This window comes from Leptotrichia massiliensis (genome assembly GCF_900104625.1).
Classification (GTDB): Bacteria; Fusobacteriota; Fusobacteriia; order Fusobacteriales; family Leptotrichiaceae; genus Leptotrichia; species Leptotrichia massiliensis.
In genome coordinates this window covers 184,958-209,950 of the sequence record NZ_FNVZ01000005.1, presented here as the reverse complement: position 1 = coordinate 209,950, position 24,993 = coordinate 184,958, and the positions used below count along the sequence as shown (strand labels likewise).

Here is a 24,993-nt window from a genome sequence, read left to right as displayed (position 1 = left end):
TTCTATTGTCATTGTCCTTACACATTTTATTCCTTGCTGTTCTTTTCTCTCCTCATTTCAGATTCTGCAAAAGTTTCACTGTTACTATTCTCAGTTTCTTTTGTTTTTGTATTTTCTGAATGTTTTTGCGTGACTTTCTTCCCTTCATTTGACTGTTTTTGAGAATCCTTATTCGAGGCTGTCTTGCTGCTATCACTTCTCATCTTTTCTTCAGCCTCTTTTGTATCGGCTGTTCTATCCACATTTCCTGATTTATTTTCTTCATTTACTTTATTTGCATTTTGAGAATTTTGATTTTTACTGTTTGTATTTTCTGTTTCTTGTGATTTATTTTCTCCGGTATCCTTCTTGTCATCTTTTTTATTGCCCATAAATTTTTTAATTCCATCGCTGGCCATATTTCTTACTTTTCTGCCTGAAGCAATCGGATCAAAGTCCATCGTCATTACTTTTATTGCTTTTCCTGCATTTTCAGCAGCCGAAGCAGTCAGATTTCCAGGATATTTTCCTATTTTAGAGCCTATTTTCGCACCTGTCTTCATACCTGCTATTGCTCCTGCTCCTCCAGTAGACACCCCACCAACAACTGCACCAACTGCGGCACCTAGTCCACCAACTGCCGCACTTCCTAATAAAGATGTAACTCCTCCTACAGCTGAGCCTCCTGCACTAACAACATTTCCAGTAAAATTACCAAGCTGTGAGCCATTTAATCCACCTTGTCCGTATAAAATTAGAGAAGCTATGCTCTGATAGTTCTTTATTAAAAATGAAATTGCTATGAATACCGCAAGCCACACAATTATCGTATGAGGCTCGTTATTTTCTGCCCCAATATTTTCAGGAATAGGATAAGATTTTAAAATTTTTACTCCCATAGATGAAAGTGCAACTGCAACCATTAATTGAGTACCTGAGCCTACAATTGCTCCCAAAGTTTTTCTTCCTATATCGCTCAAAGCGTCAAGTGGTAGACAAGCAAGATATATTATTGCCAATTTTCCAACTACATGGAACTGTATTATCGCTATTGTTATTGTGGATATTATAAACACTAAAAATATGAATCCAATAATAAATAGAATAAAGTACAGAATAGCCCAAAAATCTTGAAACTTTAAAACTATACTTAAAAACTTGCTTAATTCCTCCCATAACTTATCCCAAATGCTCTGCACTTTTAACGGACTTCCAAGACCTTCTCCAAATAAGTTTCCTATATCGGAAAATAGTTTATATGCCATATCCAGCAGTTCTTTATACATTTTTATAAGACCAAAAGTAAGTGCATATCTTACAAGTTTTTTTATAGTTTCAACAAGTGTATTGCCTATATTTTCCGACCAGTTAAAGAAGGCTGTAAATGATAAGTCTAGCACAGCAAATGATGAGGCAAGTGTCAATATTACAACCATTAAGGTTGTCATTCCTGTATCAAGCATACTGATTATCGGTTCAATCAGTGCCGTATCAAATTGAAAATTTGCCGCTGCCAATTATTTCTCCTCCTTATCTCTTATGTTTTTTCACTTCATTTTCCATTGCCTTTATATGATTGTTTAAACTGTTTTTTGTATATTCGCTTCTTTTTTGAGCTTTCCTTCTTGCCTGCACTTCTTCAGCCGCCTTTAATGCGTCAAGTCTGTTTGTAGTTGAAATCATATCTGCTATTGCATTCATCTGCACTGACAGATTGGCACTCCATTGTGATAGCACTTCCAATACTTGCTGTGGATTTTTTGCTTCGTGAGTTTTTCTTATAAGTATCCTTGCATTATCCGATGTTTTTTTCATTGCCACTTCATTCATAGAGCCTGACTTCATTGCGTCCCTTGAGAGATTATCAAGTGTATTTGTAAATCTGTCAAGAAGAGCCATATACTGTCTATTATTAGCATCAGCGTAGACATCTTTAAACCATAATTCCGCTTTCTTGGCATCCCTTAATGTTGATTTTGTAGTGTTTGTTATTCTAACTAACGTCTTTATTGTGTCATCATACTGGCTTATATATTTTTTTAGATAGGCTTCAGGTAATTTTTTGGAAAGCTCAATCTGTCTTTCTATTTCTTTTAACTGTGCATTCAGGCTTTTTAGCGTCTGTGCATTGATTGCCACACTTTCAAAATATGTTTTCATTTGCCAATAATCAGAAGCTCCACTGCCTCCTCCAAGTATTCCTGAAAACAAATTTACTGATATGATTGTCATTGTCATTAAAAAGAATATTATTTTTTTCATTTTAGTTGCCTCCCTGTATAATTTCCTTACATCTTCTAAATTCCTGACTATTTTTACCCAATTTATATTCTAGCCATTTTAAGTTAATTTCCTTTAAATCATTTGTTTCTGAACATATTTCCTGTATTTTCATCTGATCTGTCGAACTTGCAGAACCTACATAAGCCAGTTCAATTTTACCTAAATCCATTTCAAATTCTCTTGCCCCAAGTTCACTTTTGTAAAAATATTGCTTCTGCATTTGTCCACGTGCAACTCTTTCAATTTCTATTGCATTTAATCCAAACTTTGAATAAAGTTCCTTCCAGTAATTCTGTGCCTGTGGAGAGGGAAGAAGTATCTTTGTTTTACATCCGTCAACTATTGCAGATGTTATTTCAGATTTTGAAATTTCATCAAGCGACTGTGTTGCAAAGATTATAAAGGCATTCAGTTTTGCAAGTGTTCTAAGCCAGTCATTGAATTTAAGCCTGAAACTTTCATTTTCCATTGCAAACCAAGCCTCATCGACTACGATTGCAGTCAGATAGTCCTTTGTTAATTTTTCCACTTCTATTCTATGAAATAGATAACTTAATATGGGAGCCGTCGCTTTTGGATCTTCTATTATTCTTCCCATTTCAAATACTTGCCAGTTTGAGTCTGAAAAATTATCTTCATTGTTATCAAAATATTTTCCATACGAACCTGTATTTGTGTATGGCTCAAGTGCCTTCTGAATTTCCTTATTCATAACTGTAAATGCAAAATTTGCCATTGTTCTCCTGTTAGGCGGATCATTTGAAAGAGTAGTAAGTGTTTCCCAGATTGTGCTTTTCATATCAGGCGTTACAATTACATTTTCCTGCTGAAGAAGGGAAATTATCCAGTTGCTTGCAAATGCTCTTTCTGTTTCGATATGAATATTTGCAAGTGGCTGAAATGCCAAATCATTATCTCCACCTTTTCCCAAGTCATAAAATTTTCCACCCATACAGGCAGTTAAAACACGTATTGAGCCACCTTTATCAAAAAAGAATACCTGTGCATTAGGATATTTTTTAAGTTCAGCTACCAGCATTCCCAATAATACTGATTTTCCTGACCTTGTTGGACCTGCTATAAGTGTATGTGCCGCATCCTTTATATGAAGGTTAAAGTAAAATATATCGTTCAAATCTGTTTTAGTCATCATAAGCGGAACACCTGTAATATTTTTCTTATCCCTAAAAAATTCATTCACTTCCTCTCCACGATACAGCGATGAAGTAGGGAAAAGACAGCTTAAAAGCATTGAGTTTATTGGATATTTTCTTATATTCGCCTTCACATTTCCTGGAATAGCCCCTAAATATGAAGGGAAAATATTGTACTTGTCAATCGAGCAAGTAAAGTCCTGCTCATCAAATATTGTTACTATTTTAAGTGCATTATCTTCAAGCCTTTTTATATCTTCATCAGCAAGTATTATAGTAAATGTGTAATAGCCATAACTCATTCCGCCTTCCTTAAATTCATTTAAAGCCATTTTGGCTTCTTCTGTTTTTGCTAGTTCCAGCTCATCAATGTTAAATGAAGGCTTTTTAGTTATAGCTTCCGTTATATACTGTCCAAAATTCTTCTGCTTTCCCTGATGAAAAATAAAGAAGTTTTTTAACATCTTTTTTGATTCATTTTGTGAAAGTATGATGTATCTTGCCGACATTCTAAATTCAAAGTCCAGACTTTCAAGTTTTTTTAAAACTCTTGACTCTATCTCATCAGGAAACAGGTTAACCGAGATTGTCCTTAAATGCTTTGCCTTTGTCAGTCTTTGTATTTTCGTGTCTTTTCCATTTTCAAAACTTGAGTTTGACAAATATTGATCAATTGGATATAGAGGAGATGTAGGCATTTTCTTCTTTTCAGGAAATTCAGCATTTACTGTGGAATACATATATGCCATAAGTTCATCTCCCTGCAAGACTTCAATGCTTGTTGTAGCATATTTTAATAACGCAATAAATGAAGCTACTTTTTGTCTAAATATTTTTAATTCCCTTTCTGCTTCCTCAGCCATTTTTTCTTCTGAATCATCTTCCTTTTTACTAGCCAGCAATGAGTTTATCTTATTTTCAGCATCTTCTGCTATTAAATATGTCAATGTTATATAGTAGTCACATTTAAAATATTCCCCTTTTGAAAATAAATCCTTTCTTTCATTTTCTATAAGAACTGTAGGTATAAAGTTGTCATTAATTTCTGTTTCAATATATCCTCTTGACTTCTTTCTTTGAACTTCATAATGAACAATAAAATTGTCAGGCAATTTTTTTATCGCATTGTTATACTGCAATATTTTCAAGTTCACTTCTTCCTCAGTAAAAAAATCCAAGTCGTGATTTCTCACTTTGAGAGTTACCTGAAACCCCATATTTTTATTAACAAGAATAAAGTCATTGAGAAGGAAGTCCCAAGGAATATGATAGATAAATGAATTTTTGTAGTTATCAAGTGTTTTTCCCATTCTATCTTTCCTTTTCTTTATTTTTAATATTTTCCTTAATTTCTTCTCTTTTTAGAACTTTACTTAAAATGTCTCCTCTATCTATTAATACGAATTTTTCTTCGTTGCTTTTAGATATTTTTGTCATAAATAACACTTTATTTGATGATAATTCTTTTTGTGCGGCTACAAAGTCTTTAAATTCTAGTCCTGTTTTTTCTCTAACTGATTTTGAGTCAAGATATACTAAGTTTCCTACATTTTCTTTGTATGTATTGTAAATTAATTTTGCATTATCTGATAATGTTGAAAGCTTTTCTCCCTTCACTTTTTCTGTTTCTTTTATTTTATCCGCTATTTCTTCCAATTTTTTTTCATAGTTATTTTTAAATTCAAGTGATTTATCTTTATTGGTAAAATATTTTATTTTATTTACTTCAAATATAGAACCATCATAATTTATTTTTTCTTCTGATGAATTATGAAAGAATACTTTATTATCTTGTACTAACTCCTTAAATGCTTCATTAAACTTTTCTTCCTCTTTTATTCCCAGTTTTTCCATTATCTGATTTCTGCTTAATGTAGTATATCCGACTTCATTTTTTGTTCTTTCTTCTAAAAAATTCATAATTTTTTCTTTCATTTCAATTATTCCCCTTTCAATATTTTTTCTTTTCGCTTCTATTTTTAATATTCGCTTAAGGATTTAAATATCTTTCAGTCTTGTAATGCTCTATTATCAGTTCCAACGTCATCGGATCCTTTACTGACATAACTGCACATAGAATATATATTGCCCCTGCCGGTATAAAAATTACCCAATGCCTGAATATTAAAAATATGATTCCTGTTAATAATACTAGCGATATAAAAACCTTATATGGCAACCCCATTATCATCTTCACATCCAGCAAAGATTTATACACTTTTAATTTCATTATCCTACCTCCTCAATTTCATATTCCTTTGTCTTTTTGTTAAAGCCATTCACTTTGATTATCTTATTCACTTTTCTTACAGTTTTACCATTTTCAGTCGTTCTTATAATATTCACGATTACATCCACAGAACGCCCTATAAGTGGCTGTCTTGGATTCCTATCAACTTCCATTAACAGCTCTTCCAATCTTTCCAAAGTTTCTTCTGCACCATCCGAATGGACTGTTGTAAATCCTCCACTATGCCCAGTATTCCAGTTTTTAAGTATTTCCACTGCTTCCGCACCATATCTGAGTTCTCCTTGAAGAATTCTGTCTGGCCTGTGTCTAAGTGCATCCTTTGATAATTCCAGTGCAGAAACATCCTCAGTTACAAAAACTCTTAACACGTTTTCCTTATTGCAAATAATTTCCTCAACTTCCTCAATAATGTATATTCTTTCAACAGTATTTCTGATTCTGTCCACTTCCTTTAAATAATCCACAAGAGCATTAGTAAATGTTGTCTTTCCTGTACCAGTTCCGCCCGATACAACTATATTCTTTTTATTTAAAATGGCTTCTGTAAGAAAATTTTTCTGAAATTCTGTAATTGAACCCATTGCTAAATAATCATCGAGTGTAAATATTTTTTTAGGCCTTTTCCTTATTGTAAATACTGGAATCCCTTTAGTAATTCCTTTTGCGGCTCCTTGAAATCTGTCAGAATTTGGCAAGTTTCCAGAAAGTCTTGGATTTTTTTCAGAAATTATCTTTGAGTTATATGAAGCAAGCACCTGAATAATTTTGTATCCTTCCATCTCATTCAGGTATGTATTTGTCTTATACATTCCCCTTTCATATGATTCCACCCATACATATCCATCAGGATTTAGCATTATTTCAGTAATGTCGTCATCTTCCATATATTCCTTCAATGCTGACAGCCTTTCATTTACAAAGTCTATTTGTGCCTGCTTCTGAAGTTCATATTTTTCACTTTCCGTCATAATATTTCTGCCAGTTCCTTCATTTTTTTAGCAATTTCATCATTGCTTGGACTTTCAATTATGATTTTTAAAAGTTTGTTTCCGACACCAGATTTTTCTAAAATCTCTTTTAAAATGTCTGCATTTTCCTGTTCAACCTTTTCAATTTCCTTTTCGGAATCAGCCATTATTTTCTCCAGTTTGGCAATCTTTTCTTTATTTCTTTTTATTCTTTCAGTATAATTTTTTTCTCTAGCTTTTCTCTTTTTATTTACTATTTCATCTGAACCATTAATTGTCTCTTCAATATTTTCCATATATCTCCCTATCCTATTTTTTCTGATTTATACTTTTTTCTTACCTTTTCAATAATTTTTTCATATTTTATATCATCATAAAAATCTTCCTCTTTCATCTTAAATGTATGCTTGTATTCATACATCCCCTTCATTGCTTCAAATATTACATATCCGTCCTTAAAGAATACTGGCTGGTGCTGTGTCCTTTTTAGCAGTTCAGGATATTCGTAGTAATAGAGCTTATCTAATAATAAAGGTTTTTTATATCCTGTAATTACAACTGCCTTTCTGTCAGGCAGCAGTCTTGTTTCTGAAGGACTTAATAAATCCTTTCCCTGCTCTGAAACGTTTCCTCCCCCTTTTAGCCCAATATTTCTACTTTTTACCCTGATTGTTTCTTTGCCGAGTGTCTTTGAAATATAGTCAGGTGCAGCTTCATCGTTTGGTCTACCAAATATTTGAATCTGGCATCCATTTAACACCTCTTTCCCCTGTTTATCATATGTCGAATTTAACTGATCAAGCCCTTGAAATATTCCAACCATCTTTATTCCAAATCCTGCATAGTATCCAAGCCCTTTTACAAGAGCCTTCATCTTGCCATAAGCATTTAGTTCATCCATTAAAAATGTTATGTTAAAATTTTTCTTGCTTAAACTTTCCATTAATAAATTTGTCAGCTGAATATACATTATCCGTACTAACGGAGCTAACAAATCTATATCTTTTGGTTTTATTACAAAGTATAAATCTACAGGATTATCACCATTAACTAAGTCCATTGCCCTAAAATCAGACTTTTCTATATTTTTTACAACTGAAGGAATTTCAAATACCTGTAATTTAGTCTTTGCCGTTGAAGTAATAGACTTGAACGTATTTTCTCCTGTATTTTGCAATAAATATCCGAACTGTTTTGCAACAAAGGGGTGCAATCCTTTGTTTAATGCTTTAATTGATTCTTCATCAGTATATATTTTTCTAAGCCTTTCAATTGTTTTTTCCTTCAGAATAAAATCTTTTGACATTTCATCTTCGTATTCATCTTCTTCCATAGGCTTTCCAAGATATTTTGCAAACATTCTATACAAAGAATTTTCAGTATTAGTAATTATTGATATTACATCGTTTAGTGAAACTCTAACATCCGTTATATCAGGATCTTCTTCAGGACGGCTGCTTACTTCCCTGTAATGAACATAACCAGTTAAAGTGGAAATTGTATCTTTTGCACTGTCTCCCCAGAACGGATCCTTGCTTTCATCTTCCCCAACAATCATTGTTCCAATTATTCTGCAATCTTCAATCTCGTAATTTGTTCCATACCGTACTTCCGATAAAAAGTTATAACTGTTTGAAAGTTCACTCATTGGCTCAAATTTTAATATTTTATGTTTCAATATTTTTGCTCTGTACCAGCTTGTAAGTTCGTAATTTTCCTTCTTTATGTCAGAAATAAAGGTTGATATTTTTTTCAGTCCTGCTATAAGGCTTGGAATAATATATCCCACACCTTTTCCTCCTCTTGTTGGCAAGAACAGGGCAATATGTATCATTGACGTATCATAGAGTAATTTTAATTTCCCTGATAAAGTTTTTACATATCCAATAACAAAACCATTTTCATTGCCACTTAAAAAATCTACATCTGACGGCTTTTTCTTATCTTTCTTCAAATCATCATACGTTCCAAATTCAGCATCTCCGTGCGATTTCAGTTTCCTTTTTTTCCAGTACGGCATTGTTAAAATAATTAACGAGCTAACAGATATAAAGCACATACCTAATTGAAACTGCGAAGTTAATTTAGGCGTCTTTTCCATTACCATTTCCCAATTTTCAGATGGAAAGTACATATACTGATTCTTTTTCCCAATAATTACAGGTTTTATTAATCTACGTATTTTTGCAAAAGTCGCATAGTTATTAACTTTTTCCAGTTCTTCCATATAGTTTGTTGATACTATAATTAAACCCGTTATATTTAATGAAATGAACATCATAATTGCAAAAATCCATTTTACAGGCTTCGTATTTCTGAGCGGCTTATATTTTTTATCCATAATTATTTCCTATATGGAGATAAAATTATATCCTTACTTACAAAGATATTAAATTTTTTACCTCTTTTTATCTCAATTGTAGGCTGCCTATTTAAATCCTTTTCAACCATTCTTTCCCCAATGCTTCTAATATTCTGTGCCGCATCTGAAGCTCCTGTACCAATATTCACTCTTGACCTGCTTCCAGCTTCAATATTTACATCAAGACTTTCAAGCGAACCTGAAGCCATATTTATGGCGGAAGATAACAGCACACTTCTCATAAGTTTCCAGAAATGGTTGTTGGTTTTTCCTTTTAAGCCAGCATTCCCCAATAAATCCACTCCCTGCATATTGTCAAGCACAAGAGTTGATCCGTTTGGAAATACCAGTCTTTGCCATATCAACAAAACCCTGTTCTGTCCATACGTTATACTGCTGTCATATTTTCCAACTATTTTTGTACCCATAGGAATTAAAATATACTTTCCAGTACGGTAGTCATAAACATTTTCTCTAACCTGAGCAATCACATCTCCCGGCAAATCAGAGTTGATTGCCGTTACAAGAACAGCTGGAATAAAGCTCCCTGTCTTTAACTCATATTTTCCTATTGCAGGATTTTTTAAATTAGTCGAATAGAAGCTGTCCTGCTTTTGCTTCTGGAATAAGGCCTTTGACTTCTGTTTATTCTGATCTGTGTCATTTTCATTTTGCTGTTGCACATTCTGAGGAACTTGTTGCTGTTGTTGTTCCTGATACTGTTCTGTTGTTTGCGGAGTTTGTGTTGAAACTCCCTTATTAAATCCTATTGCAGATTTTCTCCACTCCTTGCTTTTTTCTTCCGTGACTGTTGAACTATTGGAATTTTTATCTTCTGAAATATCTGAAAACGACGATGAGCTTGAACCATAATTTGAATCAAGATTGTCGTTATTGTATTCTGAACCTAGCTGAGAATCATACTGTGATAAGTTAGGCGTTCCAGTTCCATCAGTCGTCGTATTTATATTTGCCACTCCATCCTGCGTTACACCTTCAGGAGTTTGAGTATTTTGATTTTGAGTATCTACTGCATCCTTTATATTCAGTCCCGTTCCAGTTGACATTGATTCCGTTTTTCCCTGTTCCTTCGGCTTCTCATTCTTTTTAGCCTGATTTGCAAAATATATGCTTACAAAAATTAAAGCCGAAATTATGCAGACTAGGATAGCAACTTTTTTCTTATCAAAAAATTCTTCTATTTTTATCTTTGAATTTTTTATCGTTCCTGTCCTCTCATCCTCAAGCGATATTTCCTCTTCCTTCTGTTCCGTAAAATCATCTTCAGAAGTTTCAAAATAGTCATTTTTATCTATCAATTAAGACACCTCCTTTCTATTTTTTCTGGTTATATATTTTTAAGGTATTTTTTCCAAGCGTCATATATATTTCTTTCACAACACTGTTAATCATTACATTACGTCCTTCAATTTTTGTATTAACTAAGGATAATTGGTTATCCAAACCTTTTACATAAAAAGCTGGCATTTCCTGCAAATTTGACTTTAATACTATGAATGTCTTTTCTCCGTTGTCAAACACTTGAACTGGAGAAAGTTTTGAGTTCTTGTTCCACGAATATCTGTAATTCAGTTTCATTAAGTCCGTTGTACCAATACTTTCCGTATTAGCCTCATATTCATCCATTAATATTTTTCTCTCATTTGGATATTGCCATTCAACTAAAGGATTGTATTCTCCATTTGTGGATTCAATGTTAATAAAGTAACTATGCTTGTCTGTAACTATATTTATGTTAGTCTTTATATCTTCTTCAAGTGGCTTTATGTATATGTATGTTCTGTTTTCTTTTCCACCTGTCGCCTCTTCAATCATCCAACGTTCTGTATCTCCACCAGCCTTAAATACCACTTTTTCGTTTGGAGCAAGCCTTAAAGTCGTTAAATAGTCTGGCTTGGAATAAACTTCATATATGCTGTTTTCCGCATAATTAAATATAACGGCTGTCTTTTTTATTGCATCCTTTTTTCCGCTTAATATTCCGTCATCATCAAATATTTTTTGACTATTTTTTACCACATCTACCGTAACATTATCTTTTGCATTTCCATCATTTGCAAAAATATTAACCGACATCAATATCAAAAACAGCACTGATAATATTTTTCTATTAAATTTTTTTAACTTATTCTTTGTCATACATCTCCCTCATTTTTTCTAATTATTTTCCCTCGAAATTGTAAAATCCTTTATTATTATTCCCAATGGATTTTTAGCAACCAGTTCCTCATTTTTTTCATTCACATATTCCACAGTAAATACTCCAAGATAACTTGTATCCTGCATTTCCATTCCTGTTTCAGAAAACTGTTTTTCCTTCCATCTGACTTGATAAGTGTTTGAAGTATTTGTAAGTTTGTTAGCTGAAACTATATTTACATTCGTTGTAATTTTATCTGCAAGCATTTGTATTGTTCCTGTTTCCTGAATCATCGCATCCAATTTTTTTTGCGAATTTTGTGTTAAGAAAAAAGCATTTTCCTTTAACTTGTTATCGTAATATGTCATGTCTTTTGGAAGAGTTCTTACATCCAAAATGAATTTTGATATGAAATATTTTGTTTCCTTCTCCCCAACTTTTACATTGGATTTTGTCAACACATTCACTTCCATTGGAGCTCCTGTCGTTTTATCAACCTGAACAAGAAATACTTTTATATTCGTTCTCAAAACAAAGAATATTAATGCTAAGATTAATATATGATTGATAACTATGCTTATTCCTAATCCCTTTTTTAACTTTGCATTCGTTTCTGCAAGTTCAAACAAAGTTTCAGCCCTTTTTTCAAAACTTGTCTTTTCTCTTTTGACATCAGTCCTTAATTTAAAAATATTCCTTTTTCTATTTATTCTTTTTAAATCCAAGCCTATACTCCTTCCAAAAGAGCTGTATCAATCATAGTTCCACCAAGTCCTTTTACTATATCCTCTGAACCAAAAATAAGTGCAAGTGCCAAAGCCACTCCTATTAACAGAGTTATTATTGCTGTCATATTCGGATCAGTCAACATCTTAAATACTCCAAATCCTATGCACCCAATAGCACCAAGTGAAAAAACTATTTTCAGTCCATTATTCATATTTGTAAGAAAAGTTACAAGCGTTGCAAATATTCCTGCATTTCCGCTTGTAGTTGCCTGACTTATCACAGTTGTTACCAAAAACAAAATCATTAGACACAGCAATTGAAATTTTTTATCTAACAATATATTTTTAAGTTTTATTTTTTTCATTATTTATCGTCCTCTCTTATACAAAAAAAGAGCCCGTACAAAATTTCAGAAATGTTTTTTCCAATAATTCTGCACTCAGGCTCCTATATTTAGTTTTATGTATTTGTTTTTTATCACAATATTCTAGTTAAGGACTTCTAATGTTTAAGTCTAATTTCATATTTTCACCTCGCTTTTGAATAAAAAAAAGAGCCTATACAAAATCTTAGAAATGTTTTTTCCAATAATCCCGCATTTAGGCTCTCTATATTTAATTTTATACTACTTTATTTTATTCTTCTTTTAAAATGAGTTTAAGGAAAAGTCCTGTATCCTGCCTATACACCTCCTAAAACTAGGCTCTCATTTTTTACGCTGTTTTATTCTTGTGCTAATATTACCTCAATTTTTTCAAAAAGTCAAGCCCTTTTTTGAAAATTTTTCCCCATAAACTTTCCCAAATTTTTCTAAATTTTGGAAAGCACGTTTACCAGTTTCTCAAATTTAAAAATTTTTAGAAACTTACCGTGATTTTTTTGCCACAAAAAATTGTGAAAAAATGGCTTTTGTTTACACTCAAAAACTCACTTCGTTCGTGTTCAATTTCTAAGAAATTAATAATATTTATATCTTCAAAAACTTATTTTCACAAAAAAGGACAGCTTTTTACTGCCCTTAAATTCATTTATATTTACTCTCATTAACAGTTTTTACAAAAGTTTTTATCAGGTATAATACAAGCCAACCTTTTACTAAAAATCCCATAGTAACCTTTCTAGAAGGATTAAATAACCTATATATTAAAAAAATTAATGTTAAATCTATTGCAATTTTAAAAATTGAATACATCAGTATAACAACTCCTATCATAGATTTTATTATATCTTGAGGTTCTGACATTGGATTTCTTGGATCCTTTATCATATCAATCACTTCCATTCATTCTTTACTTTAAGTATACCACAAAAATTTTTAAATATATAAATTTTATCTTTCCAACTCGTCTAAAACTTCTATATCTTCCATTCTAAAATTACCACTTATACCTCCTAAATTTTTATCATAATTTGCACCATTTAAACTGTTACTTTTCTTTTTCCTGTTCCATTTTTTTATACTTACTTGTCGTTTTTCAGACAATCTTTTTTTCTTATCCAACACTTTTATGGCTTCTATATTCTTGATAATTTTTTTAACTTTTTCCCTTTCCTGAACTTTAGAATTGCCATTTTTTAAAAGTTCATCTTGTAATTTTTTTTGAATTTTTATTTCAATATTTTCTTTTCTTGCCTCATAATCTTCCTTTATTTTTACTTCTCTTTTTAACCAGTCCAAGTAATATTTTTGTTCACTTATATCCAAATTTTTGTTAAGTTCTTTTTGCAGTCCTTCTATTTTAATCTTACTCTCCGCAATATTTTTCTCCAATTTTGAAAATTCATAATTTGAATATTTATCTTTTATCAAAGTTTCCTGACTGACTACTTCCTCATTTTTATCTAACTCTTTTACTAATTTTTTTAGTTCTTTTTCAATTCTATTTATCTCTTTCAGTCCATTTTTTTCATAAATAAATTGCAAATGATTTATATTATACAGTCCATTTTTTTCATCATTATATTTAATATTTTTCTCTTTTAAATTTTCATATATCGTGTCTTTTTCATCTTCAAAATTTGAAATTTTCCTTAAATATTTTTCCCTAATATTTTCAACTCTTTTATCAAAAATATACTTCTTTTTCCAGTTATTCTGAATTTCATTTCTTAAACTTTCTAAATTTTTTAAATTCTTTTCTTTTGTAATTTTTAAATATTTTATTCTATTTTTATCTTTTGTATTTTTTAGTTCCTTGTCAATTTTTTTGTTCTCATTCAGAAATTTATAGTACTTTTTATCCGTCATCAAGTTGTACACAGTATTCTCAATTTTATCTTTTGACATCTTCTTCTTTATATCTCTTACACTCTCTTCTAACCCCCTCAGTCTTTCCAAATTTTCTAAATCTCCTATTTTATCTCTTTTTAAATCTTCATACTCCCTTTCTAGTTTTTTCAATTTTTCAAGCAGTTTTTTCATTAAATCTGTTCCAGCTTTTAAAATTCTGCTTTTAATAAATATTCTCTTCTTAACTTTTTCCTTATCACTTAATTCACTTTCTTTTCTGTATAAAATCTTTCCATCAATATTTATTGCTTTACGATTTAACTCATAAACTTTCTTATAGTCATTATTATTTTCTGCATCCCTTTTCTGATCCTTTAATGATTTTGCACTTACTTTCTCAAGTCCTTTCTTTTCAAGTTCAAAATTTAAAAATGTTTCCCATTCTTTCCTTATACTTTTTAATGTACTTCTTTCTCTCCATTTTTTATCCTTTTCCCATCCGCCTTTTTCTATATTTTTAGAATTATATCTCTTAAAATATTTATCCTTATCTCTTTTAATATCATCTATTTTTCTTTCAAAAAACACTATATGCACGTGTGGTTGCATATCCCCATCAAAACTTTTTGGATTGTGCATTGCATAGTTATACACATATTCTTTTCCAAAAAGATTTTTACAAAAATTATCCACCATCTTTTTATTTTCTTCAGGAGTAAACTCTCTCGGTAATGAAATTTCAAGTTCCCTGTACAGATTAGAATTTTTTCTTTCATAAGTTTCTGCACATTTCCAAAAGTCTTTAATATCGCCAAACTCTTCTGGAAGATTCCTTACTTCCTTAAAAAGTAAATCCTCTTTTTTACCATATTTTTCATCTCTGTTTATATAATCCAAATGTGCAGTAGGCGGAATATATTTACTACCTCTTTTACTTTTTTTCATTCTAAGATAAAATATTGCCACAATTATGCCTCCGTATTATTTTTTATAATCACGTATTTTATATATTTATCATTTATGAAAAAATTTCTATCTAATAAAATATCACAATCTTTAAAGTTTATATCAGTATCCGAAATATTTTCAATTTTATACATCCATATTTCATCATTTCTATACAGCTTCATATTATATTTTCCTATTTTATTATCACTTACCTTTATCATTTTCATAATTTTTACAAACTTTTCTTCACTTATATATTCCTTTATTTTTACATCATTTATTTGATTGTTTACTATTAATCCCACATTTCTCTTAAAAATATCTATTGTTTCATTTATCCTTTTTTTAGGTAAAGTCTTGTAAAAAAAACATATATGCTCTTTTCCTGTCGTTGTCCTTAATAATCTTATATCATATATTTTCATATATCCCTCCCAAATTATTTTTAAATATCTAAACATTCCTTTTTCTCTTTCACTTTTTTAATCTTCTCATAATTACAAAAACTAACCATAACATACATTACGATTAGTTTAGATTTTATTTTATTTTATTCTGATATACATTTTTTTGATTCAAAAATTCTTTTTAATTGCTCAAAATCATATTCACCATACTTTTCATTTTCCACTTCTAAAGTAATAACATTCCCTCCCCTCAAAAATAATTCTATTTTAGTATCATACATTCCTCTTGCTCCTCGATACATCATCAATTTTAATCCTTTCCTTAACTCTCCAATTCGCCTTATCCCTATTAACTCACTAGAAGCGATTATAAAATCTTTTAAATATATATTTCCATTTGTATATTTCACTCTTTCTTTTCTTAATTTTCCAGAAAAGTCAAATCCAGCTTCTGTTACAAATTTCTCATAATTTTTATGCATTTCACTAAGCGATTTATATTTTTCCTGAATTACTTCTCCTGTAATTAATTTTATATTTAACTTAAATATTTTAAACGAAAACGGATTTCTTTCAATTTTTTCAATATCATTTACATCTATTATTCTATCATTAATTTTAATTTGTGTTTTATTATTTAATGTATTATTTATTATATTCATATATCATCATCCTTGTATATAATTTTGAATTTTCTCACGTGTGAGAAAACCGCTGTCTACTCTTTTTTTCTATTATTCCCTTCCTACTTTAATTTTTCCATTTTATCATCTCCCATTTTCATTTTTTCTTCAATATCATTAATATTCAATGTTCCTAATCCCAACGTTCTTAACCCTGTTCCGATTACTACGTATCGCTTTTTATTATTGATTGTAACTTCTGTTATATTTTTTGATTTTTTCATTTTATTTTACCTCAAATCTTTTATTTTCTTTTTTTCTTTTTGTTCACCCCAAGTTATCAGTGACATAATAAATATAAAAAGACCTAAAAGACTAATAATTACTATAAAAGACATATTTTTACCTATCCTTTCCTATATTTTTTTAACTTTCACAATTTATCCCAAAATCTTTTATTCATTTCTTCATCAGATACTCCATAAACTTTTTGAATAATTTTTATAAAAATGAAAATCATTATAGCAACTGTCAAATATATGGTAACTATGATAATTGTTGGTAAAAAAGTTTCAATCCAAGTAATTTTTAAATAATTATTTTTCGATATAATTAAAATTACCTGAATTAGTAAATAGACACTGTTTGAAGTATTAAATATTTTTTTATTTTTCTCTTCATTTGTTATCACTTCCTTTCATTTTTTATTATTGTCTTTCAACTTTTAATTTTCTCACACGTGGGAAAAACTATACTTTTGATAACTATATTTATTTACAATATTCTCCAATTGCATAATTCCCCAATTTATCTTCATCAACTTTATAAATATTTTTATTCTCAAGAACAACATAAAAATTTTCGCCGTCATTTTGACTATATATTTTCATAACTTTATTTGTTCTGCATATATCTAAGATTTCCTGCTGTCGTTTTTCCTGAACATCTTGGCTATTTTCCTTCCTTCTTCTTAATCCAGCCATTTGAAATGATATTACAACAAAAACAACTATAGATAGCCCTGATATTATTGAAATTCTAATATTTTTTTTCATTATTCCTCCCAAATTTTATTCTTCTTTTTTCACATTTCTTCTAAAATTTTTTTTAATTCTTAAATTCCAGCTAATTTTATATCAATACTTTCTATGTACATTGATACAGCTGTAAATCCAATCAATATCACTCCCATTACTCCACTTAATATAATTTTGATTACCAGATCTTCAGTTATAAAAAATGAAAACGCAAACATAATAGCCAACATATATCCTAAAACTCTGTCTATCAACTTATTTATAATTCTTTTTATCTTTTTACAATTCTTTTTCAAAATCATTATTTTCACCTTTCAGTTTCTTAATTTCAAATTCCCATTTTTCTATATTTTTGCGTGCTTTCTCAATTTTTTCACTTAATTTCTGTATTTTTTCATCAAAGTTAATTTCTGTTTCTTCCTTACCTTTTTTCTCTATTTCCTTAATTTTTTTAGCAGATTCAGCAGGATTTTCAAGAATTTCTACAATCTCCGCCTCTTCGAGCTTATCATTGTTTTTCTTTATATATTCCAATGTCCTAACACTCGCTTCTGCAATCGCAGGATTCCTATATTTTTCAAACTGTTCCCACCTATTAATTTCACGATAAACCATATTCTTATCAAGCCCTAATGAAGTAAACCAGGCTACAAATGTTCCTGTCCCGTGATTTGACAAAATCTCCTGAACTCTTTTCAACTTTCTCCCCATTTCAAGAGCCTTTTTTGCCATAAATTTCCCAATTTGCCGTATATCCTCCTCAGTCTGAGTTACTTCCCTTATAACCCTTTCATCAGTTATCTCATATTTATCAAAATCAAAATCGCTATGATAACTTTCAACTTCCATTTTCCGATTTTTATTAATATTTAACAGTTCCTGTCTATCCATAATACCTCCTATCAAAAAATTACTGACAATTCAAATAACTGTGATTTAATTTTTTACACAGTTATTAAATTGTCATTGTCCTATTGATTTTCCGACACGTGAGAAAATTCTTTCTATTCTTTATTTTTATAAACTTCATTATACAAAAATTCATTCACTAAATTTTTATAATCTATTGCCGCATTACTGCTCTTCTTAAAGCTAAATATATCTTTATGCTTTTCCATCGAATTTAATATATTTGCATCTTCTCTCACATAAATATCCGAATACATTTCTTTTAAAATCTCTTTCATTTCCAAATGTACTTTTTTAAACACTTTTGTATTTTCCTTCACTTGCACAAAAAATATTTTATAAAGTTTAATTTTCGGATTATCCATTTTTGAAATTTCCATCATTTCAAGTAAATCTCTAAGTCCATTCGTATCTATAAACGAAACTTTTGAAGGTGCAAAAACATAGTCTGTTACATTTAAAATCCCTTTGACTGTATTATTCACAGTACCTTCTGTATCAATTACTATAAAGTCATATTCACTAAAGTTTTCAAAAAAATCCTTAAATATTTTCAGTTGCTCCTGTCCATTTTCATCCCCTTCCCTTTTGAAAAATTCATCAATTTGATTAAAGTAAATATTGCTGATTATTATATCCACTCCATTTTTTTCATTTATATACTTCTCCTTGTCTACCATTCCCAAACTGTCATAGCACTCCTTTAATGCTTCAAAAATCGTATTATCATTTTTTATGTTAAGATACGAAGCTATCGCTCCTCTTGGATCTGTATCAATTAATAAAACTTTTTTCCCTTTATTTTTTAGTGCATATGCAATATTTATTGCACTTACCGTCTTTCCTGCTCCACCTTTTGGATTTACTATACTTATTATTTTCATATTATTTCCTCCTGAATTTTTTTATTATAAATTCATTTTATTTCCATTTCTTCTAACTCTACAAGTGATTTTCTTAATTCTTTTATATATTTAACAAATCTAATTGGATCAACTACATAAAAGAAATTTTTCTGAGTTTCCTTCTTTTTAACTGCATAACCTATTGGCTCACCATCAATTAAAAGTGTTCCTTCTTGTAAATTTACCCTTACAAAATCTATTGATTCCCCTATTAAAGCCGCAACTTTTTCTAAGTCAACATTTGCACTCATTTTATTTTCCTCTCTTTCCAAAATTCTTCAAATAATTTTTTTCCTATTACCTTTCTTCTACTTTCCCACACAAATTCCAATGTATCCAATTTCTCACGAAATCTGTCTAACAATGCATCATTTCCCTGTGTATCCATAAAATCAGCAATTTCTTCCTTGCCTAAATTTGTTGATATAATAATACATTTTTCCTTTTCATAGAAAAAATTAAATATCGTATATAACTTTGACTTTCCCCAAGTTTCTGATATATTTTCTTTTCCCAAGTCATCTAGTATTATCAAATCCGCTTCAAGTAAGTCCTTAAAAACCTTTTCTTCAGTTAAATTATTAAAATTGCTGAAAGTTGACTGGATTCTTTGATAAATCCCATTCAAAGTCGTTCGGTAAACTTTATAATTATTTTTTAGCAACTCATTGAAAACACATAGACTGTAAAAACTTTTTCCAGTCCCTATCTCTCCACACAAATACAAACCTAGTCCTTTATCCTTAGCTTCTTTAAAATGTTCACAATAATACTCAAGTTTCTGTTTGATTACATTTTCTTCTTTCGATAATATTTCAGAATTTTCAAAAACATATTCTTTCCATCGGACTGGCAAACTTGAAATATTAAGAAAATATTCAATTTTTTTCCATAATTCCTGTTGCCTAAGTTGTCTACTTGCTTGTATTGTTTCTTTTAACTTTCCATCAGAATCCGTACTCTTTTTTTTCTCCTGCTGATTTTGGTTTTGATTTTGAAATTTTTTTATCCTGTTTTCTGCCAGTTGGCTTAACTTCATCATAATAAGCTCCTTCCATTATCTTTATAAACTTTTCCTCATTCAGAAAATCATCAAATGATATTTTCCAATTTGATTTATCAGTTCTTCCAAGTAAAAAATTTATATTCTTTATTTTAAACATTGTTTCTAAAATTTCCTCTTGAGTATATTTCTCAAGTAATTCAGACAATTTTTTCTTTCTGTTCTCCGTAAAAGATTTAATTAAACTTAATTCACATTCTTTTGCTAATTCATTCCACTTATCCATAAAGAGAGAATAAGTATTTAATAACTTAGTATTTAATTCTTTAGTACTTAATGTATTAGTCTTTAATTGTCCTTGTTTATCAATCTGCTGTTTTTTAGTTGATTGATAATCAGTAGGTTGATTTTTAACCTGCTGTTTATTAACTTTCTGTCTTTTATCTTCTGGTAGCGGATATTCATAAATATTATAGACATATTCAATTCGTTTAGTTTCAGATTCATTTGGTTTTATCATATCAATTCTTAAATATCCAAATATTTTCAGTTCTTTTAATGTTGTTTTTACAGCAAATTCATTTTCTTTACAGATAGACACTAATCCTGATAAAGAATAATCCCAATCTGGTGGAAGACTTAACATTACTGTTAACAATCCTTTTGCTTTCAAAGACATTTTCTTTTCTTTTAAATGAATATTTGAAATAATTGTAAAATTTTTATTTTTATTTATTCTAAATGTAGACATTTTTTATCCTTTCTAATTAATTTCGTTTTACGTTTTGCGTAACAAAATTAGTAAAAAAAATTTCAATAGGATTTTTTATCTCTAAAAATTTTACTAATTCATCCACTTCTCTTATTTCAAGTGCATTATTTTTTATTTTTCTTCTTAGTGTATTCTCTGTTATTTTAAGTCTTTTAGCTATATCTGATTGTTTTAATCCTTTAGATATATATGCAGCTTTAAAAAGATTTTTATTTATCATTTTACTTCTTCCCTCCCTTTTTTATATTTTATTACTTTTTACGTAATAAATATATCATATTTAAAAATATAAGTCAATACTTAAAACGTAATTTTTTGATTTTTTTTGTTAAAATTTATTGCATTATAAGAAAATTATAGTATAATATAGTATAATAATAATAAATACTATGAGGTGTGATATGAAAAAAAATACTGAACTTTCAGATATTGAAATCGAACGAGCAAAAAAGTTAAAAGAAGCACGAGAAAAACAGGGTCTAAGTTTACAACAGGTTTCAGATAAATTAAAAAAGTATTCTACTTCTGTATCAGCTGCAACACTACAAAGATATGAAAGTGGTGAGATTTCAAGAATACCGATTAAAAGAATTACTGCCTTATCAAAAATATATAACACTACTCCTGAATATTTATTAGGATTTAAAGACGAGGATAACTCTATATCAAGAGATAACTTGACTAAACACAATATAGCATTTTTTAAAGATAAAGATATTAGCGATGAGGATAAAAAGAAAATGATTGACTTGATGCAAGAATTTTATTATAAGCAAAAATATGAAAATGAAGATAAATAATTTTGTAGGTGTATTGTATAATTAAGTGCAATGTCTAAATATATATAAAAAAATGTCCGATATAAGTAAAAACTATATATAATAAAAATATCTTATTATATTATTCACTTATGAAAAACTATATAAAAGAACAAATAAGAATTTTGATGCTTCTTCATAATACAAAAGATATACATTTCTTATGTAAGCACTATAAAATTCATATACTATACGGTAATTTTCTCTTTAAAGGAGCTTTTTTTATTGATAAAAATAATAAAGACTTTATTTTTTTGAAAAAAGGATTATCTTCTCAAGAAGAAATCGATATTTTAATACATGAATTTGGACATTTTATATTACATAAGCAATATCTATTAAGTCGGAGAAGCAGATAAATACAATGATTTAATGGAAAAAGAAGCCAAGTCATTCACAAAATATTTTAAAGAATATAAACTGAAATAACATTTAAATTTATTTTGGTTAATTATAATTAAGAGGAATTAATATGGGTAGAAAAAAAAGAAGAACTCGAAAATTAAATGGTGCAGGTTCAATTACTAAATTATCTGGAAAAAGAAATAAGCCTTGGATGGTTAGAACCCCAGGAGAAATCCAAATTGATGGTACAATAAAAAGAACAGTTCTTGGTTATTATACCACATCAGAAGAAGCTGAAATTGCTCTTGCCAAGTATAAAATAATGCCATTTAATATCGATGAGAAAAATACTACATTAAATGATTTATGGAAAATATGGTATGAAAAAAAACAAGCCGAAGTTACAAAAAGATCTCATGAGAGATACTATAAATCCTATAACTTATATTTGTCACATTTAAAAAATAAACCTATAAGAGAGTTGACATATCATGAATTACAACAAGCTATCTCAGTTCCTGTTAAAGGAACATCAAAATATTTAAAAACTTTATTGAACAAAATATACAAAATGGCTATGAAAAATAATATAGTTGATAAAGATATTTCTGAATTATTGGAAATTAGCCAGAAAAAATCTGTAACTAGACCTGTTAAAGTTATTGATATTAAAACCATTAAAAAAATTAGAAAATATTCTAATGAAAATAATTGTACAAATAAGTTAAAAAAAATAGCAGATATGACTTTAATAATGTTGTATACTGGTATGCGATCTGGAGAAATCAGAAGCATTAAAAAAGAAAATATTTTTTTTAATGAAAATTATATGATTGGAGGGATAAAAACAGAAGCAGGAAAAGATAGAATTATTCCAATACATCCTAAAATAAAAGATTTAATTATTTTCTATTATAATGAATTTCCTAATAAGGATTTTTTATTTTCACAAACCAAGTCTAAAAAAGCCTTTTCAGAAGTTACTTTTGTAAATAATTTTATTGAATTTCGAAATTTATTAAACTTTACTAATAATAGACATGCTTGTCGTCATACATTTATTACAGAATTAAAAAAATTAAATGTTACGGAAAGTAAAATTAAACGAATAGTAGGACATAAATCATTAGACGTTACTGATGGAGTTTACACTCATTATAGTCCTCAAGATTTATTAATTGAAGTAAAAAAACTGGACTATGGTGACTAATTTATTTGTTACCAATTTGTTACCAGTAGTCCTATTTTATCTCCATTTTTCTCAATTTATTTCAATTCAAAAGCCCCAATAAACCCTTTAAATATCGGATTTTTCTAACAACCCTACTACCTCAATGTGAGGAGTTTGCGGAAACATATCCACAGGAGTAACTTTCCTTAGTACATATCCATTTTCAGCCAAAATCTTCACATCTCGTGCAAAAGTGGCAGGATTGCAAGAAATATAAACAATTTTTTCAATTTTATTTTTTATAACACTTTTTAGGGCAGTTTCCTCGATTCCTCGTCTTGGCGGATCGAAAACTATTGCTCCGACATCTTCTCTCTTCAAAATTTTTGGGAGTTCTTTCTCAACTTTTCCATTTACAAATTCTACATTTTGAATGGAGTTTTCATAAGAAGTCAGTTTTGCGGCAAGTGTTGAACTTTCCACACTTTCAATTCCAATAACCTTTTTTATGTTTTTTGAAAGCATCATCGCAATTGTTCCAGTTCCTGAAAATGCATCAATTAATGTTTTTTCATAGATTTTATCAGTATTTTTATTTTCTTCATTCAAAAAGTTTATTGCAACATCGTAAAGTTTTAGTGCCTGTTTTTTATTAATCTGGAAAAATGAATTTGGATAAATCTTGAATTTTAATCCTTCCATTTCCTCTTCCAAATACTGGCTTCCAAATAAATGGACATTTTTACCTAAAATTACGTTATTCTGTTCAGTTTTTACAGAAATATAGATTGATTTTATGTAGTCATTTTCATCATACATTTCTTCCAGTACTTTTGAAAGTTGATTATACTGCGAATTTTTATTTACGACAACAACTATCATAACTTCATCTTTTTCATTATTTCTAACCATTATTTGCTTCAAAAATCCAGTATTATTTACTTCATTAAAAACTTTAAATTCCTTTTTTGTGCCTGCAAAACTATTTACTTTCTGTAAAAATTTATCAATAATTATCTTGGCAATTTCTGACTTTAGAAGACTTTCTTTAGCCGAAAATACATTGTGGGACTTTCTTGAATAAAATCCTGTCTGAATAATTTCATTCTTTTTGAAAAATGGCTCAGCCGTCTTGTTTCTATAATTAATTTTTTTATCACTTCCAATAATTTTGCTAATTTTTACCTTTTTCAAATTAATTTCAGCAATCTTTGTCAACACTTCTTCAAGCATTTTATCCTTATATTCAAGCTGTTTCTCATATTTAAGCATTCCAAAATCACAGCCATCAAAATCCTCAAAACTAATTTTGGACAAATCCTCAATCCTGTCCTTTGATGGTTCAATTATCCTAGTTATAAGCCCTCTTGCATACGACTTTTTTACCGAGATAATCTCCACTTCCAATTTATCTCCTGGCACACTCATCGGTACAAATACTGTAAATCCATCAACTCTTCCAAGTCCTTCCCCACCAAATACTATTTTTTCTATCTCAATTTCCAGTTTTTGTCCAATTTTATAATTATTTTTTATTTTATTCATCTCATTCCTTTTTTATTTCAAATATTCTTTTCAAATATCCAAATAAATTATTTTTTATTAATTTTTATATATTTTGATTAATAAATATTTTTTCACATTACTATGTTTTTTCATTTTTATTTTCGTAGGATTGCTCATTGCCGCAAATCCTACAACCTATGGCTAGTCTACGACATTTTTCTGCACTGACAAAAAACTCGCTATGCTCAAACAGTTTTGCCAGCACAGAAAAACGCTCCGACGGATTAATTTATACTAAACTCTGTCTAAAAAAATAAGAATTATATCTTAAATTACTTGAAAACATAAGGCTTGTATAATTTATTAGAAAAGTTTCTAATAAATTCGTTATTTAAATGGAGATTAGTATAATTATAATTTCTTTATCAAAGT

30 protein-coding genes are annotated in these 24,993 nt (G+C 29.2%); 3 read left to right on the top strand and 27 right to left on the bottom strand.

Annotated elements, in window-relative coordinates; all coding sequences use genetic code 11:
• Positions 1–26: 26 nt before the first annotated feature.
• From BQ5344_RS05005 to BQ5344_RS04885, 26 genes are all read right to left on the bottom strand, one after another.
• Positions 27–1,496: a type IV secretion system protein gene (locus BQ5344_RS05005; protein ID WP_071124413.1), complete on the bottom strand. Its 1,470-nt coding sequence runs from the start codon at positions 1,494–1,496 to the stop codon at positions 27–29.
• 13 nt (positions 1,497–1,509) lie between these two features.
• Positions 1,510–2,241: a hypothetical protein gene (locus BQ5344_RS05000; RefSeq protein WP_071124412.1), complete on the bottom strand. Its 732-nt coding sequence runs from the start codon at positions 2,239–2,241 to the stop codon at positions 1,510–1,512.
• 1 nt (position 2,242) lies between these two features.
• Positions 2,243–4,726, bottom strand: a complete 2,484-nt coding sequence (locus tag BQ5344_RS04995; RefSeq protein WP_071124411.1) for a VirB4 family type IV secretion/conjugal transfer ATPase — start codon at positions 4,724–4,726, stop codon at positions 2,243–2,245.
• A gap of 1 nt (position 4,727) precedes the next feature.
• Entirely contained in the window at positions 4,728–5,351 is a 624-nt protein-coding gene (locus BQ5344_RS04990) for a hypothetical protein (protein WP_071124410.1), read from the bottom strand.
• A 55-nt stretch (positions 5,352–5,406) separates the two neighbouring features.
• Positions 5,407–5,646 (bottom strand): VirB3 family type IV secretion system protein, encoded by a 240-nt coding sequence (locus BQ5344_RS04985; protein WP_071124409.1) that lies wholly within the window; start codon positions 5,644–5,646, stop codon positions 5,407–5,409.
• Positions 5,646–6,635 carry an ATPase, T2SS/T4P/T4SS family gene (locus BQ5344_RS04980; protein ID WP_071124408.1) on the bottom strand — a complete coding sequence of 330 codons (990 nt, stop codon included), beginning with the start codon at positions 6,633–6,635 and terminating at the stop codon, positions 5,646–5,648. Before BQ5344_RS04980 ends, BQ5344_RS04985 begins: the two co-directional genes overlap by 1 nt.
• On the bottom strand, positions 6,632–6,931 hold the full coding sequence (locus BQ5344_RS04975; protein WP_071124407.1) for a hypothetical protein: 300 nt from the start codon (positions 6,929–6,931) through the stop codon (positions 6,632–6,634). Before BQ5344_RS04975 ends, BQ5344_RS04980 begins: the two co-directional genes overlap by 4 nt.
• 8 nt (positions 6,932–6,939) lie before the next feature.
• A complete protein-coding gene (locus tag BQ5344_RS04970; protein WP_071124406.1) occupies positions 6,940–8,976 on the bottom strand; it encodes a type IV secretory system conjugative DNA transfer family protein in 2,037 nt (678 codons plus the stop codon).
• Positions 8,977–8,978: 2 nt separating this feature from the next.
• Positions 8,979–10,316 (bottom strand): TraB/TrbI/VirB10 family type IV secretion system protein, encoded by a 1,338-nt coding sequence (locus tag BQ5344_RS04965; protein ID WP_071124405.1) that lies wholly within the window; start codon positions 10,314–10,316, stop codon positions 8,979–8,981.
• A gap of 16 nt (positions 10,317–10,332) precedes the next feature.
• Positions 10,333–11,157 (bottom strand): TrbG/VirB9 family P-type conjugative transfer protein, encoded by an 825-nt coding sequence (locus BQ5344_RS04960; protein ID WP_071124404.1) that lies wholly within the window; start codon positions 11,155–11,157, stop codon positions 10,333–10,335.
• Positions 11,158–11,175: 18 nt separating this feature from the next.
• Positions 11,176–11,883, bottom strand: coding sequence for a VirB8 family type IV secretion system protein (locus BQ5344_RS04955; RefSeq protein ID WP_071124403.1), 708 nt, complete (start codon positions 11,881–11,883; stop codon positions 11,176–11,178).
• Between the two features lie 2 nt (positions 11,884–11,885).
• Entirely contained in the window at positions 11,886–12,251 is a 366-nt protein-coding gene (locus BQ5344_RS04950; protein WP_021744877.1) for a hypothetical protein, read from the bottom strand.
• A 660-nt stretch (positions 12,252–12,911) separates the two neighbouring features.
• Entirely contained in the window at positions 12,912–13,154 is a 243-nt protein-coding gene (locus BQ5344_RS04945) for a hypothetical protein (protein WP_071124402.1), read from the bottom strand.
• A 63-nt stretch (positions 13,155–13,217) separates the two neighbouring features.
• The gene (locus tag BQ5344_RS04940) at positions 13,218–15,083 is read right to left on the bottom strand and encodes a MobA/MobL family protein (RefSeq protein ID WP_071124401.1); all 1,866 of its coding nucleotides are present in this window, start codon (positions 15,081–15,083) and stop codon (positions 13,218–13,220) included.
• Between the two features lie 2 nt (positions 15,084–15,085).
• Positions 15,086–15,490 carry a hypothetical protein gene (locus BQ5344_RS04935; protein ID WP_036071620.1) on the bottom strand — a complete coding sequence of 135 codons (405 nt, stop codon included), beginning with the start codon at positions 15,488–15,490 and terminating at the stop codon, positions 15,086–15,088.
• 125 nt (positions 15,491–15,615) lie between these two features.
• Positions 15,616–16,134: a hypothetical protein gene (locus BQ5344_RS04930; RefSeq protein ID WP_021769935.1), complete on the bottom strand. Its 519-nt coding sequence runs from the start codon at positions 16,132–16,134 to the stop codon at positions 15,616–15,618.
• A gap of 83 nt (positions 16,135–16,217) precedes the next feature.
• Positions 16,218–16,379 (bottom strand): hypothetical protein, encoded by a 162-nt coding sequence (locus tag BQ5344_RS12145; RefSeq protein ID WP_021769936.1) that lies wholly within the window; start codon positions 16,377–16,379, stop codon positions 16,218–16,220.
• 149 nt (positions 16,380–16,528) lie between these two features.
• A complete protein-coding gene (locus BQ5344_RS04925) occupies positions 16,529–16,786 on the bottom strand; it encodes a hypothetical protein (RefSeq protein WP_021769937.1) in 258 nt (85 codons plus the stop codon).
• 79 nt (positions 16,787–16,865) lie between these two features.
• Positions 16,866–17,150 carry a hypothetical protein gene (locus tag BQ5344_RS04920; protein ID WP_021768783.1) on the bottom strand — a complete coding sequence of 95 codons (285 nt, stop codon included), beginning with the start codon at positions 17,148–17,150 and terminating at the stop codon, positions 16,866–16,868.
• A 59-nt stretch (positions 17,151–17,209) separates the two neighbouring features.
• The gene (locus BQ5344_RS04915; RefSeq protein WP_021768784.1) at positions 17,210–17,434 is read right to left on the bottom strand and encodes a hypothetical protein; all 225 of its coding nucleotides are present in this window, start codon (positions 17,432–17,434) and stop codon (positions 17,210–17,212) included.
• On the bottom strand, positions 17,412–18,023 hold the full coding sequence (locus tag BQ5344_RS04910) for a hypothetical protein (protein WP_021768785.1): 612 nt from the start codon (positions 18,021–18,023) through the stop codon (positions 17,412–17,414). The genes BQ5344_RS04915 and BQ5344_RS04910 overlap by 23 nt, the downstream gene beginning before the upstream one ends.
• A gap of 113 nt (positions 18,024–18,136) precedes the next feature.
• The gene (locus BQ5344_RS04905) at positions 18,137–18,925 is read right to left on the bottom strand and encodes a ParA family protein (RefSeq protein WP_071124400.1); all 789 of its coding nucleotides are present in this window, start codon (positions 18,923–18,925) and stop codon (positions 18,137–18,139) included.
• A gap of 32 nt (positions 18,926–18,957) precedes the next feature.
• Entirely contained in the window at positions 18,958–19,197 is a 240-nt protein-coding gene (locus BQ5344_RS04900; protein WP_021768787.1) for a hypothetical protein, read from the bottom strand.
• Positions 19,194–19,988, bottom strand: a complete 795-nt coding sequence (locus BQ5344_RS04895) for an ATP-binding protein (protein WP_083378202.1) — start codon at positions 19,986–19,988, stop codon at positions 19,194–19,196. Before BQ5344_RS04895 ends, BQ5344_RS04900 begins: the two co-directional genes overlap by 4 nt.
• Complete coding sequence (locus BQ5344_RS04890) at positions 19,894–20,700, bottom strand: hypothetical protein (protein ID WP_021768789.1); 807 nt, start codon at positions 20,698–20,700, stop codon at positions 19,894–19,896. Before BQ5344_RS04890 ends, BQ5344_RS04895 begins: the two co-directional genes overlap by 95 nt.
• 16 nt (positions 20,701–20,716) lie before the next feature.
• On the bottom strand, positions 20,717–20,941 hold the full coding sequence (locus tag BQ5344_RS04885) for a hypothetical protein (protein ID WP_071124399.1): 225 nt from the start codon (positions 20,939–20,941) through the stop codon (positions 20,717–20,719).
• A gap of 181 nt (positions 20,942–21,122) precedes the next feature.
• Between BQ5344_RS04885 and BQ5344_RS04880 the strand changes: the two genes are divergently transcribed.
• From BQ5344_RS04880 to BQ5344_RS04870, 3 genes are all read left to right on the top strand, one after another.
• Positions 21,123–21,521 carry a helix-turn-helix domain-containing protein gene (locus BQ5344_RS04880; RefSeq protein ID WP_051285795.1) on the top strand — a complete coding sequence of 133 codons (399 nt, stop codon included), beginning with the start codon at positions 21,123–21,125 and terminating at the stop codon, positions 21,519–21,521.
• 110 nt (positions 21,522–21,631) lie between these two features.
• Entirely contained in the window at positions 21,632–21,898 is a 267-nt protein-coding gene (locus BQ5344_RS12605; protein WP_036070348.1) for an ImmA/IrrE family metallo-endopeptidase, read from the top strand.
• A 113-nt stretch (positions 21,899–22,011) separates the two neighbouring features.
• The gene (locus tag BQ5344_RS04870) at positions 22,012–23,094 is read left to right on the top strand and encodes a tyrosine-type recombinase/integrase (RefSeq protein ID WP_021768796.1); all 1,083 of its coding nucleotides are present in this window, start codon (positions 22,012–22,014) and stop codon (positions 23,092–23,094) included.
• An 87-nt stretch (positions 23,095–23,181) separates the two neighbouring features.
• Here BQ5344_RS04870 and rlmD read toward each other — a convergent pair whose 3' ends face one another.
• Positions 23,182–24,600, bottom strand: coding sequence for a 23S rRNA (uracil(1939)-C(5))-methyltransferase RlmD (gene rlmD, locus BQ5344_RS04865; protein WP_071124397.1), 1,419 nt, complete (start codon positions 24,598–24,600; stop codon positions 23,182–23,184).
• Between the last annotated feature and the right edge of the window lie 393 nt (positions 24,601–24,993).